Genomic DNA, 12,109 nt, shown 5'->3' on the forward strand with positions numbered 1-12,109 from the left:
AGGGGCGGCTCAGTCCAGTACGCGGGCCAGGTAGGCGTGCATCATCGCGCGGGTCTCGGCGACGATGCCGGGGTCCCCGGCCGGGTCGGTCCGGAAGGCCAGTTGGATGAGCGCGTCGGTGGCCTCGACGGCGACGAGGACGGCCCGCTCCAGCGCGGCGTCGGGGGTCAGACCGAGGTGCGCGGAGAGGAGGGCGGTCAGGCGGGCCGCGACCTGGTGGTTGGGGTCGCCCTCGGCGTCCCCGGTCGGCGGTGCGGGCACACCGAAGTCGACGAGGGCGAAGCCGGGCACGCTGCGCTTCATCGCCAGGTACTCGTCCAGTACGGCGTCCACGACCGGCCGCCAGTCGGCGGCCGTGAGGTTGTCGAGGCGGTCCGCGATGCCCTCGACGTAACGGTCCAGGTTGCGGTGGGCGAGGGCGATGGCCATGGCCCGCTTGTTGCCGAAGAAGCGGTAGACGGATCCGATCGGCACGCCGGCGCGCTGGGCGACGGCGCGGGTGCTGAGGTTCTCGTACCCGGTCTCGTCCAGCAGTTCGGCGCAGGCGTCGAGGATCCGGGCGAGCCGGTCGGCGCTGCGCTGCTGGATCGGCGCACGGCGCAGGGAGTGGGCGGGAGGCACGGGGTCCATCATGCCGCTCCTCGCTTCCGGATGCGGCGGGGGCCTCAGTTCAGCAGGAGGCTGAGGCCCCCGATCGTGTAAATGATCATCAGGGTGAGCAGCGGCAGCTGTCCGGCCACCGCTTTCGCGGGCGGGAAGAGCCGTACGGAGCGGTCGTGGGCGGCGATGACGCCGAGGACGTGGCCGGTCACGACGGCGACCACCTGGAGGGTTGCGAGGCCGCCGGGCCCCAGCGGTGGGGCGGGTTCGGAGGCGTTGTCAGTGCCGAATGCCATGCTTACCGTGCGTGGTCCTTCGACTACCAGGAGGGAGAAGTAATGGGCGATGAGATAGCCGAGGGCGATCGGGACGAGTGAGTGCGCGAAGGCGGTCAGCGGGCCGGGGTGCGGGCCGCCGACGAGGCGGGTGGCCACGGCGCACAGGCAGTAGAGGGTGGCGACAAGGGCGATGGAGCCGAGCAGTCCGAGTGTGGCCGTGGGGGTGCGGCCGAGGGGGGAGGTCTGGAGGGTGTTGATCCACGCGGGGTTGTCGGCGAAGCCGTCGTAGGCGGTGGAGCCGAGCAGGACGCAGACGGTGGCGACGAGTCCGGGCCGCTCAGGCGTCGCGTCGAGTCCGTGGAAGGGGTTGCGGAGAACGAGGCGGCCGTCGCTGCGGCGGCCGAGGGGGGAGAGACGTGCGAGGAGGGCGGAGTACGCCTCGAAGGCGTCTCCGTCGGCGAACCAGCTCTCGCCGTAGCGGGCGGCGAGCAGCAGCTGGGCGGTGGTGTAGGCGGCGATCGCGATCAGGAGGGTGGTGGTGGATGCGGGAGCGGGAGAGACGAGTTCGAGCCAGGTGAAGCCGAAGAGTCCGGCGGCGGCGGGCCACAGCCCCAGCCGGGCGGGAAGGGGGTGGTGGGCGGTGCCGGGGCGGTGCAGGGCGCGGGAGAGCAGGTGGTGCAGGGTGCGCAGCGGGTTGAGCAGGCGCCAGACGGGGCCGAGGAGGAGGGAGGCGGGAACGAGTCCGACCCAGAAGAGGACGTAGACGGCGCCGGGAGCGGGGTTGTGCGCGGGGTCGTCGGGGCCGAGGAGGAGGTACAGGAGGACGACGAGCGCGGCGGCGAGTCCGAGTCCGCGCAGGGTGGTTCGAGTGGCCGGCGCGTCGGCCGCCCGCTGGAGGGCGGCGGGCAGGGCGAGGCCCGAGTGCTCTCCGCGGAAGCGGGAGGTGGACCAGAGCAGGCCGAGTGCGAGGAAGGAGACGAACAGCGCGGCGAAGGCGCCGGCGAAGGCGTAGAAGGGAGAGATCGGCAGATCGTGCTGGGATCCGATGCCGTGCGCGAGCGCGGTGAACGGTTCGGCCGGGTGAAGGACCACGCCCGGGTCATGACCGTTGCCGTAACCCTGGCCGAGGGGGCTCGTGCTCACCATCGGACCGCCATGCACCGCACGCCTGCGACGTCCCGGCCCGCCCGCCCGGGCTCGGGCCCGAGCCCGGGCGGGCGGGCCGGGACGTCGGTGACGGGTGGGGCGTTGATGGCGTGCGGGGGATTCGCGGCGTGCGGAGTGCCGGCGGCGGGTGGAGTGCTGGCGCCGGGCCGAGCGTGGCGGGCCGTCATCGGACGAGGAGTTGGGTCAGGACGAGGCCGGACTCGTGGGTTTCCACCTCGAAGAGGCCCGTGCGGTCGGCTGTCAGGATCAGGGTGGCCTCCTGGCCCGCGGGCAGGGCGAGTTCCTTGTCGTAGCCGTGGACGTGCAGGGTGTCCGCGCGGTCGCTGGTGACGCGCAGGGCGACGCGTTCACCGCGCCGCAGTTCGGTGCGGGCCGGGGCGGGGCTGACCTTGCCGTCCCGGACCGTGATGCCGACCGTGCGGTCCGCCTGCTCCTGGCCCGGAGGCGGCGACTGCGGCGGCTGCGCAGGGGCTTCGCCGTGGCTGTGGCCCCCGGACGCGCCCGGCGCGGGCGCGGTGAGCTGCGCCGCGCCCTCGACGGGTTTGCCGGACACCGCCCAGGCGGTGTGGTCGTCCGCGTAGAGACGGACGGTCAGGGTGTGCGTGCCTTCGGGGACCTGCGCCGCGGGCAGATGGAACCAGGGGCCGTACAGCCTGGCGATCTTGCGTCCGTCGAGTTCCAGGTGGGCGTGGCCGGCGCCCGGGAGGGCGGCGCCGCCGGTGCTGTCAGGTGTGAAGCGGAAGTTCTCCACGCTCAGCTGTAGGTTCCAGCCGTCCTCGGCGTCGGGGCGGAGGGCCAGTCGTACCTGCGGGGCGCCCTCGGCCGGGACTTCGCGGAGCTTGTGGCCGGCCGCGTCGGCGGTGGCGAGCAGGGTGCCGACGCTGCCGGAGGCCTGCTCGTGGCTGGTGCCGGGCTTGTGGTGGGTGGTGGCCCGCCCGCCGCAGCCTGTTGCCGCGCCGCCCGCGAGGAGCAGGGCGAGGGCGAGCAGGACCGCGGTGCGGGCGGTGCGGGCGGTGCGCGGGTGCCCGGGCGCCGCGCGGGTCGTCCGGGCCGCGCAGGACGGCGCACGGCAGGCGTCACAGCGGGTGAGGTTGTCGGCCTTGTCTTCGGACCGGCCACCGGTACCGCCCCAGGGCCGGTCGTCGGGCTGCGCGTGGGGCCGGGCTTCGCGCTGCTCGATCATGTCTGCTCTCCTGCGGCTCGGGGCGCCCGGGCTCCCGGAGCCGCCTCGGCGGGCTCGGCTGCCCGGGTCTCGTGCAGGGTCGGCGCCGGGGCCGGCGGGACGGGGGCGCGGTCGCCCTCGGGGTCGTCGCCCGGCCCGGCGGGGCGGGCCGGGGCGGCGCCTGGCCGGGCCGAGGCGACGACGGCCCAGAGGACCCAGACCACGGCCACCAGGGCCCGCACCCAGGCGGGGCTCAGCGGGGTCCACGGGATCATCAGAACTGCCTTGTCGAAGGCGTCCAGCAGGGTGAGCCCGGCCAGCAGCAGGGTCAGCCGCGCCAGCCAGGGGCGGTCGTGCCGCAGCACCAGGCCGGCTCCCGTCCACCACAGGCCGAGCAGCAGGAGGGCGAGGGCGGGGACGAAGGTGGCGTTCAGCGCCATGGTGGAGCCGGCGACGTCGAGGACCAGGCCGGCCAGACCGGCCAGTGTGGCGGCGGTGCCCAGGCGGGAGCCGCGCAGGCGCCGCCACCACAGGACCCCTCCGACGAGCAGCAGCACCGCGGCCACGGCCAGGGCGAGCTGGGTCTCCACCCGTTCCACTCCGCGCGCGCCGTACCAGTCGCAGCCGGCCGGGAGTTTGCGCGCCTGGACGTTGTAGTCCGCGCAGACGAGGAGCTGGACCAGCTTGACGGGCTCGCCGACCAGGCGGGCCGACGCCCCCGTGACGTCGCCCCGTCGCTCGCCGCACCGGGGGACGGTGCCGGGGGTGGAGCCGTCGGGGCCGGCCTGCCAGCAGTTGCCGCTGCCCTGGCCGTCCCACCAGACGTCCATGCCGTTGGGGCGGGAGGCGCCGGACCTGTCCTTGCCGAGGACGTTGCCGGCGTAGCGGTTGTGGTGGGAGGTGTCCGTCTGCTTCGACCAGGCCTCCTCGCCGCGGATGAAGGCGGGGACCGCGCTGAGGAAGAAGCCCGCGCGCTCGTGCCCGTAGACCCAGTTGCCCTCGTAGAGGTTCCAGTTGCCTCCGGCGGTGATGATGCCGGTGCCGGGCGGCATGGAGATCTGCGGGCAGACGACGCCGCGCTCGTAGCCGCGCTCGATCGGCGGCTTGGCGCAGGTGCCGTCGGCGACGTGACGGTAGTAGTCCTGGTTGTTGTCGTGGATCAGGTTCCGCTCGAACTTGGCATGGTTCTGCGGGAGTCCGGGGTGGCCGGGGAAGGCACTGTCCATCGAGGCGCCGCCCATGTTCTGGTCGAACTCGTTGTCGTGCACCCACACCGAGTCGCCCGCGGTGCCGGAGTAGCCGACCATGTTGTGGTGGCTGCGGCAGCCGGTGATCTCGATGGAGTAGCGGGGAACCTCGTAGCCGCGGCCGTCGTTGATGTCGGACGCGCTGCCGGGATAGATGCCCGAGTCGCCGTTCCCGTAGGACTCGCAGTTCTTGTAGAGCCCGTGGTCGCTGGCGAAGGTCAGGAAGCCGTACTCGTCGTTCCACCGGGTGAGCACGTCGTCGATGACGAAACCGTCGGCGGCGAGGACGTACAGCGAGTTGAAGGTGGTGCGCTGGGCGGTGAAGTTGCGGAAGTAGACGCCGTCCGACTTGTCGGCGCGGATGGCGTTCAGCTTCTGGTACTTGGCGTCGACCACCACGTCAAGGCGGGAGGCGCCGGTGCCCTCGATCTGCAGGTTCTTCTTGCCGAGGATGGCGACGAGGTTCTGGTTGTGCCGGCACCGCACCTGCTGCTCGTACGACAGGATCTGGTAGCCGAGTGCGGAGTCGGGCGCCTCGAGCGCGGCGCACTCGCCCGTGGGCTTGGGCAGCGAGGGCTCCTCCTCGTAGAGGCCGGGGAGGATGGCGATGTTCATCCCGGGGCGGTCCACTGCGTCGACGGCTTCCTGCAGGTGCCGGTAGCCGCTCTTCTCGCATCGCTCGTACAGGGCGAGGTTGCGCTGCCTGAGCTCCTCGGGGAAGGCGGATATCCGGCGTTCGAAGGCCGGCCGGTCCGTCTTGCAGACGATGAGGTCGGGGTCGGCCTTGCGGTACTCCGGCACGGATCCGGATCCGTCCGGGAAGGTGACCGGGCGCTCTTCGTGCGCGCGGGCGGCGGGCGCGGCGGCGAAGAGGGACAGGAGGGCGAGGAGGGCGGCTAGGAGCGCCGCCGGCACGGCAGGGAACCTGCGGGTCCACGACATGCGCGTGAGAGTAGAGCAATGTTCATCTTTTGTGATCCCCCTGGGAGCGAATCCGCGAGCCGATCCGCGCCCCACGCGCCCGCCCACGGGCCTTCCTCCCGAATCCTGCTGTTTCCTCCCGCCTCGTCGGCGGACTCGCGGTCGGCGCCGCCAGGACGCCGCCGTTGACGCGCGGGCCGCGGAATCCTACTGTCGACCATAGGATTCCTTCGACGGAGCGGGAGCAGCACATGAGCGAGCAGGCCGGCAGCGAGCGGGCGAGGAAGACGGCCGAGGCACTGGAGTACCTCACCGGCTTCGGCAACGAACACAGCTCCGAGGCCGTCCCCGGCGCACTGCCGCTCGGCCGGAACTCGCCCCAGCGGGCCCCCCTCGGCCTCTACGCGGAGCAGCTCAGCGGCAGCGCCTTCACCGAGCCCCGCAGCCACAACCGCCGCTCCTGGCTCTACCGGATCCGCCCCTCGGCCGCGCACCCGCCCTTCACCCGGATCGACAACGGCGCGCTGCGCACCGCCCCCTTCACCGAGGCGCCCGCCGATCCGAACCGGCTGCGCTGGAACCCGCTGCCCGACCCGGCCCCCGGCACCGACTTCCTGGCCGGCCTGTGGACCCTCGGCGGCAACGGCGACGCGGCCCAGCGCACCGGCATGGCCGTCCACCTCTACGCCGCCAACGCGTCGATGACGGACCGCGTGTTCAGTGACTCCGACGGCGAACTGCTGATCGTCCCCGAGCGCGGCGGCCTGCTCCTGCGCACCGAGCTGGGCCTGCTCTCCGCCGGCCCGGGCGAGGTCGCGCTCATCCCGCGCGGCGTCCGCTTCCGCGTCGAGCTGCTGGGTGCCGACGCCCGCGGCTACGTCTGCGAGAACTACGGCCAGCCCTTCGTCCTGCCGGACCTCGGCCCGATCGGCGCCAACGGCCTCGCCGCCGCCCGCGACTTCCGTGCCCCGGTGGCCGCGTACGAGGACGTCGAGCGCCCCACCGAAGTGATCAACAAGTTCTGCGGGAACCTCTGGTCGGCCACTTACGGCCACTCCCCGCTCGACGTGGTCGCCTGGTACGGCACACACGTTCCGTACGTGTACGACCTGCGCCGCTTCAACGTCCTGGGCACGATCAGCTACGACCACCCGGACCCGTCGATCTTCACCGTCCTGACCTCGCCCTCGGACACCCCGGGGCTGGCGGGCGTGGACTTCGTGGTCTTCGCGCCGCGCTGGCTGGTCGGCGAGGACACCTTCCGTCCGCCGTACTTCCACCGCAACGTGATGAGCGAGTACATGGGCCTGATCGAGGGCGCCTACGACGCGAAGGCGGAGGGCTTCGTCCCGGGCGGCGGCTCGCTCCACAACATGATGTCCGCGCACGGCCCCGACCACGAGACCTTCGACAAGGCCAGCGCCGCCGAGCTGAAGCCGCAGAAGATCGACGACGGCCTGGCCTTCATGTTCGAGACCCGCTGGCCGATCACCGCCACCGCCCAGGCGGCCGGCGCGGAGCACCTCCAGCGCGGGTACGACGACGTGTGGCAGGGTCTGCAGCGCCACTTCCGTGCCTGACCTGCACTGCATACCCTGCATGCGCCGCACGTCAGTCCCGTCCAGCCGTTCGGAGATCCACCCGTGACCGCCTTCGCCCCCGACTCGCTGGTCCTGAACCGGAAGCTCCCGCTCTGGTATCAGGTTTCGCAGTCACTGCGCGCCTCGATACTGGGGCGCACCCCGGACGCCTCACTGCGCCTGCCCACCGAGGAGCAGCTCGCCGAGCACTACGGGGTGAGCGTGCTGACCATGCGGCAGGCACTCAAGGAGCTCGAGGGCGAGGGTCTGATCAGTCGGCACCGGCGGCGCGGCACCTTCATCGAGCCGGGTGCGCTGCGCAGCACCCCGGTCCGGTTGCTGGGCTCGGTCGACGCGATCGTGGCCCAGCAGTCGGGCGAGCGCACCACGGTGCTCGGCCACGGGCGCACGCCTGTGGCCGGGGAGCTGCTGGACCACTTCCCGGACACGTCCGAAGTGGTCACGTACCGGCGTCTGCGGCGCGACCGGGAGAGCGGCGAGCCGACGAACTGGGCGGAGAACGCGGTCCTGCCGGAGGTCGCCGAGGCCGTCGACGTCGCCGATCTGGAGCGCTGGCCCATGACGAAGGTGCTGCGGGACGTCGTGGGGGTGCGCATCAGCCGGATCACGGACACCGTGGAGGCCCGGCTCGCGGACCCCGAGACGGCCGACCTGCTCCAGGTCCCGCTCCTCAGCCCGATCCTGCACTACACGGGCGTGACCTACGCCGAGGACGGCCGGGTGGTGGACGTCGCGCGGATCCGCTACCGGGGTGACCGGTTCTCCTTCACGGTGACGGTCGACGCGCACTGACCGGCGGCGTCACCCCTGGCGTCGCCGCCGCCCGCCGTCACTTCTTCTCGTCTTCGGCGGTGCGCTCGCCCTCCGCCTGGGACGGCGTGGTCCGCATCGTCTGGGGGTGGCGCTCCCTGCGCTGCGCCTCGTCCATGTCCTCGTCGAGGCGTTCGCCCTCGGCCTGGGACGGGGTCGAGTATTCGTCGTACTGGCTCATGACCGTCTCCTCGGTCGATACCGTACGTATCCATACATAAGGAGCGTAGCTCTTCGGCCTGGACGCAGCCCGGCCATCGGAGCCCGTCGCTACCATCGGCGGCGTGAGCGCTGACACACCGCAGCCGTGCCCGCTGCTGGATGATCTGATGCCTTGGGCCGTGGGCGGCCTGCGCCTGGGCCGGGACTGGGTGGCCGCGCCCGACCCGGCGGCCCTGCGCACCCGCTGGGCCGTCCTGGCGGGCTCCGAGGGCGCCGAGCAGGACCGGCTGTTCCGCCCGAGCCGCAGCCGCACGCCCACCGCCTCGGCGGCCGCGCTGCCCGGGCAGCGCTCGGCGGCCACGGCCCGCTTCGCCGACGCCCCCGGCCCCTGCCCCGACCCCGTACGGGTCCTGCGTGAGCCCTTCGACGAGCAGTGGCTCCTGCCCGACCAGCGGCTCATCGACACCGCCCGCCCGGAGCTCTGGCGGGTCCGCGACGAGCACCAGTTGTTCCTCCTGGAGACCGCGGAGCCGCTGGTCACCGCGCACCTCCCGGCCGGCCGGCTCGGCCGGATCCGCCCCCTGCACCGGCGCCCGGGCGGGACCGAGCCGAACCTCGCGCCCGGCCTGCTGACGCTGCTGGGCGAGCGGCACGGGGGCTGGGCGACCCCCGAGGACGTCCTGTGCTGGATCCTGGCGGCCGGACGCCCCGGTCCCCGGGGGTACGAGGTGCCGCTCGCGGCCGAACCCGGGCGCTGGCGGGCCGGGCTGGAGCTGGGACACCGACTGCTCACCGTCCAACTGCGCGGGGCGCGCGGCGGGGAGGCACCCCGGCTGCCCGGCGGGCGCCGCCCGTACGTCCGCTCCGCGGTCGGGGGATGGCCCCGCGAGCTGTCGTACGACGCGGAGACCGAGACGCTCGGGCTGGGGAGCGGCACGGTCTCCCCCGTGCCGGCCGGGGCGTGGGATTACGAGGTGCAGGGCGTGCGCGTGCTGGAGGGCTGGTTCGCGGCCCGCACGGCGCACCGCGGACCGGAGGCCGACGGGCTGGCGGCGCTGGGCCCCGCCGAGTGGCCGCAGAGCTGGACCTCGGAACTGCTCGCGCTGGTGACGACGCTGGCGCTGCTGGCGGAACTGGCCCCGGAGCGGGCCGCGTTCGAGCCCGGTCCGGGCCTTTCGGCCGCGGAGCTGCGCACGGCCGGGGTGCTGCCGCCGCCGGCCTGGAGCCGGCGCCCGGCCTCCGTTCTGGACCACCAGGAGGAGGGCCCCGGCGGCCAGTTCGCCCTGCTGTGAGCCTGCTGCCACCTGCTGCGGCCTGCTGCGACCTGCTGCGGCCTGCTGCGAATCCGAGACAGGACGGGGAGGGCCGGGGTTGCGGCGCCGGGGCGGGCGCACCGTACGAGGCAGGGCCGCGCCGCCAGGGCTCGCACCGGACGCACACGCGCCGTCCGGCAGTGCGCCGAGGCACCGCGCCGCGCCCCGGTCGCCGCTGCCGGTCGTCGGCCGGCCGGTCGCGCCGTCAGCCGTTCAGGGCAGCGGACAGGCCGCCGTACAGGTCGGCACCCGGCGTCACGTCCCCCAGGCGCCGAGCAGCCGGCTCACGGAGCGGTCGAAGACCGCGGCCATGTCCAGGCCGGCCCCGGGGACCGGCCCGCTGCCCGACACGGCCGCCGCAAGCCGCGGGTACTCCCCCGTGGCCAGCCGGGAGCCGAGCCAGGCCGTCCGTACGCTCTGCTCCTCGGCCTCGCTCCAGGGCAGCGCGCGGGCCCGCTCGGCCAGCGCCAGCTCGCCCGCCACGTAGGTCGCGACGGTGCCGTTGACGGCGGCGACGAGTTCCAGCTTCTCGGCGTCGGGCACGTCCAGCGGCGCCAGGCACTCCAGGCTGTGCTCCAGGTAGCGCAGGGCGTTCGGGCTGAAGCCGTACACGGGGGTCAGCAGGCGCGGCAGCCACGGGTGGCGGTGCATCAGCGCCCGTGTCTGGCGGGCGAGGGCCAGCAGATCGGCCCGCCAGTCGCCGGTCGGCGCGGTGAGGTCGTACTCCCCGCCGACCGCGTCGACCATGAGCTCGTAGAGCTCCTCCTTGCGCGGCACGTAGTTGTAGAGGGACATGGTCCCCGCGCCGATCCCGGCGGCGACGCGCCGCATGGAGACGGCCTCGATCCCCTCCGCGTCGGCGATCCGCACGGCCTCGGCCGCGATCGACTCGCGGCTGTGCGCGGGCCTGGGTCCTCGGCCGGCCCGCTGGGGGCGGGACCAGATCACTTCGGGTTCAGCGGGTCGCCCGCCGGCTGTCATCGCTCAGATCACCTCGTCGTCTCGACACCATCTTAGTTACGTACGCCGTACGTAATGCGCTACGGTGGCACGCATGACGACTACGTACGCTGTACTTAGTGAGGGTCTGCAGAAGAGTTTCGGGCAGGTACACGCCCTGCGCGGCCTCGACCTCGCCGTCCCCGAGGGTTCGGTCTGCGGCCTCCTCGGGCCCAACGGCGCGGGCAAGACCACCGCAGTCCGGATCCTCACCACCCTCACCGCGCCCACCGGCGGCCACGCCCTCGTCGCCGGCCACGACGTCACCCGCGACCCGGCGGCCGTCCGCCGCGCCATCGGCGTGACCGGCCAGTACGCCTCCGTGGACGGGGACCTGACGGGCCGCCAGAACCTCCGGTTGTTCGCGCGCCTCGCCGGACTGCGGGGCTCCGCGGACCGAACCCGCGCCGACGAACTGCTGGAGCGCTTCGGACTCGGCGAGGCCGCCGACCGCGTGGCCTCCACCTGGTCCGGCGGCATGCGCCGGCGCCTGGACCTGGCCGCCGGACTCGTCACCCGCCCCCGGGTCCTCTTCCTCGACGAGCCGACCACCGGCCTGGATCCGGCCGCCCGCGAGCACATCTGGACAGCGGTGCGCACGCTCTCGGCGGACGGCACCACGGTGCTGCTGACCACCCAGTACCTGGAGGAGGCGGACCGGTTGGCCGACGACGTCGTGGTCGTCTCCGAGGGCCGCGTCCTCGCCGGCGGCACCCCCGCCCGCCTCAAGGCCCGGATCGGCTCCCGCGCGGAGGTCGCCGTCACCGCGCGGGGGGAACTCGCGGGCGCGGCCGCCGTACTCGACCGGCTCACCGGCGGGCGGCCCGTGCTCGACGAGGAACGGCTGACCGTCGGCGTGACGTTCCTCGACTCCGGGATCACCCTGCCGCGGATCATCCGCGAGCTCGACACCGCCGGCGTCCCGGTCACCGACGCCCGCCTGCGCCCGCCCACCCTCGACGAGGTGTTCCTCCGCCTCACCCGCGCGCACACCGCAAGGGGCACCGCCGGCCACGAGCAGGAGACCGCCGCATGAGCACGCTGCTGTCGGACGGCGGAGCCGTCCTCACCCGCCAGTTGCAGAAGGCCCGGCACGCACCGGCGCTCCTGGTCCTCACCCAGACCATGCCGATCACGATGCTGCTCTTCTTCGGCTACGTATTCGGCAGCGCGCTCGCCGTGCCGGGCGCCGAGTACCGGGAGTTCCTGGTACCGGGGCTGCTCGCCGCCACGGCCGCGAACGGCCTGATGACCGGCATGTTCACGGCTGCGCAGGACGCCCACCGCGGGGTGATGGACCGCTTTCGGACCCTGCCGATGAGCCGCAGCGCCGTGCCGCTCGGGCAGACCGCGGCCGACCTGCTCACCACGGCCGTTTCGATGGTGCCGCTGATGCTGGTGGGGCTGGCGATGGGCTGGCGGATCGAGAGCCTGCACGGCGGGCTGGGGGCCCTGGGGGTGCTGCTGCTCTTCCGCTTCGCCACCGCCTGGGCGGGCACGTACCTGGGCCTGCTGAGCAGCAGCGAGGAGGCGGCGGGCCAGCTGGGCAGCGTCACCTTCGTCCTGCCGATGCTCTCCAGCGCGTACCTGCCGACCGCAGGCCTGCCGGGGTGGGTGCGCACGGTCGCCGAGTGGAACCCGATCAGTGCCGTCGCCACCGCCGTACGCGAGCTGTGCGGCAACGCCGGTGCGCGGGCCGGCGCGGACGCCGCCTGGCCCGCCGCACATCCGGTGGCCGGGGCGCTGCTGTGGTCGGCGCTGCTCCTCCTGGTGTTCGTGCCCCTGGCCACCAGCCGGTTCGCCCGCGGCGGGGCCCGAGAGCGGTACTCATAGGCGATCAACGGCCCAT

General features: G+C 73.6%; 11 protein-coding genes. 5 read left to right on the top strand and 6 right to left on the bottom strand.

The features are described 5' to 3' along the window. Positions 1 to 9: 9 nt before the first annotated feature. The 4 genes from ACZ6JS_RS14885 to ACZ6JS_RS14900 all read right to left on the bottom strand — a co-directional run bounded on the left by ACZ6JS_RS14885 (position 10) and on the right by ACZ6JS_RS14900 (position 5,396). The gene (locus ACZ6JS_RS14885) at positions 10 to 630 is read right to left on the bottom strand and encodes a TetR/AcrR family transcriptional regulator (protein WP_469298121.1); all 621 of its coding nucleotides are present in this window, start codon (positions 628 to 630) and stop codon (positions 10 to 12) included. Positions 631 to 665: 35 nt separating this feature from the next. Further along, positions 666 to 2,024 (bottom strand): hypothetical protein, encoded by a 1,359-nt coding sequence (locus ACZ6JS_RS14890; protein WP_469297985.1) that lies wholly within the window; start codon positions 2,022 to 2,024, stop codon positions 666 to 668. A gap of 184 nt (positions 2,025 to 2,208) precedes the next feature. Continuing rightward, on the bottom strand, positions 2,209 to 3,228 hold the full coding sequence (locus ACZ6JS_RS14895; protein ID WP_469297987.1) for a cupredoxin domain-containing protein: 1,020 nt from the start codon (positions 3,226 to 3,228) through the stop codon (positions 2,209 to 2,211). Further along, positions 3,225 to 5,396, bottom strand: coding sequence for a right-handed parallel beta-helix repeat-containing protein (locus ACZ6JS_RS14900; protein ID WP_469297989.1), 2,172 nt, complete (start codon positions 5,394 to 5,396; stop codon positions 3,225 to 3,227). Before ACZ6JS_RS14900 ends, ACZ6JS_RS14895 begins: the two co-directional genes overlap by 4 nt. Before the next feature lie 230 nt (positions 5,397 to 5,626). Between ACZ6JS_RS14900 and hmgA the strand changes: the two genes are divergently transcribed. Beyond that, on the top strand, positions 5,627 to 6,955 hold the full coding sequence (gene hmgA, locus ACZ6JS_RS14905; protein ID WP_469297991.1) for a homogentisate 1,2-dioxygenase: 1,329 nt from the start codon (positions 5,627 to 5,629) through the stop codon (positions 6,953 to 6,955). A 63-nt stretch (positions 6,956 to 7,018) separates the two neighbouring features. Continuing rightward, complete coding sequence (locus tag ACZ6JS_RS14910) at positions 7,019 to 7,768, top strand: GntR family transcriptional regulator (protein WP_469297993.1); 750 nt, start codon at positions 7,019 to 7,021, stop codon at positions 7,766 to 7,768. A 37-nt stretch (positions 7,769 to 7,805) separates the two neighbouring features. On the opposite strand, the gene ACZ6JS_RS14915 is transcribed toward ACZ6JS_RS14910, so the two are convergent. Then, entirely contained in the window at positions 7,806 to 7,967 is a 162-nt protein-coding gene (locus ACZ6JS_RS14915) for a hypothetical protein (RefSeq protein WP_469297994.1), read from the bottom strand. A gap of 148 nt (positions 7,968 to 8,115) precedes the next feature. Here ACZ6JS_RS14915 and ACZ6JS_RS14920 point away from each other — a divergent pair, with 148 nt between their 5' ends. Then, positions 8,116 to 9,240, top strand: coding sequence for a type ISP restriction/modification enzyme (locus ACZ6JS_RS14920; RefSeq protein WP_469298123.1), 1,125 nt, complete (start codon positions 8,116 to 8,118; stop codon positions 9,238 to 9,240). A 276-nt stretch (positions 9,241 to 9,516) separates the two neighbouring features. On the opposite strand, the gene ACZ6JS_RS14925 is transcribed toward ACZ6JS_RS14920, so the two are convergent. Continuing rightward, entirely contained in the window at positions 9,517 to 10,242 is a 726-nt protein-coding gene (locus ACZ6JS_RS14925; RefSeq protein WP_469297995.1) for a TetR/AcrR family transcriptional regulator, read from the bottom strand. Positions 10,243 to 10,315: 73 nt separating this feature from the next. Here ACZ6JS_RS14925 and ACZ6JS_RS14930 point away from each other — a divergent pair, with 73 nt between their 5' ends. Next, entirely contained in the window at positions 10,316 to 11,296 is a 981-nt protein-coding gene (locus ACZ6JS_RS14930) for an ATP-binding cassette domain-containing protein (protein ID WP_469297997.1), read from the top strand. Beyond that, positions 11,293 to 12,093, top strand: coding sequence for an ABC transporter permease (locus ACZ6JS_RS14935; protein WP_469297998.1), 801 nt, complete (start codon positions 11,293 to 11,295; stop codon positions 12,091 to 12,093). The genes ACZ6JS_RS14930 and ACZ6JS_RS14935 overlap by 4 nt, the downstream gene beginning before the upstream one ends. The last annotated feature ends 16 nt before the right edge of the window (positions 12,094 to 12,109 follow it).

The sequence above is a fragment of the Streptomyces sp. NPDC046349 genome (genome assembly GCF_055587885.1).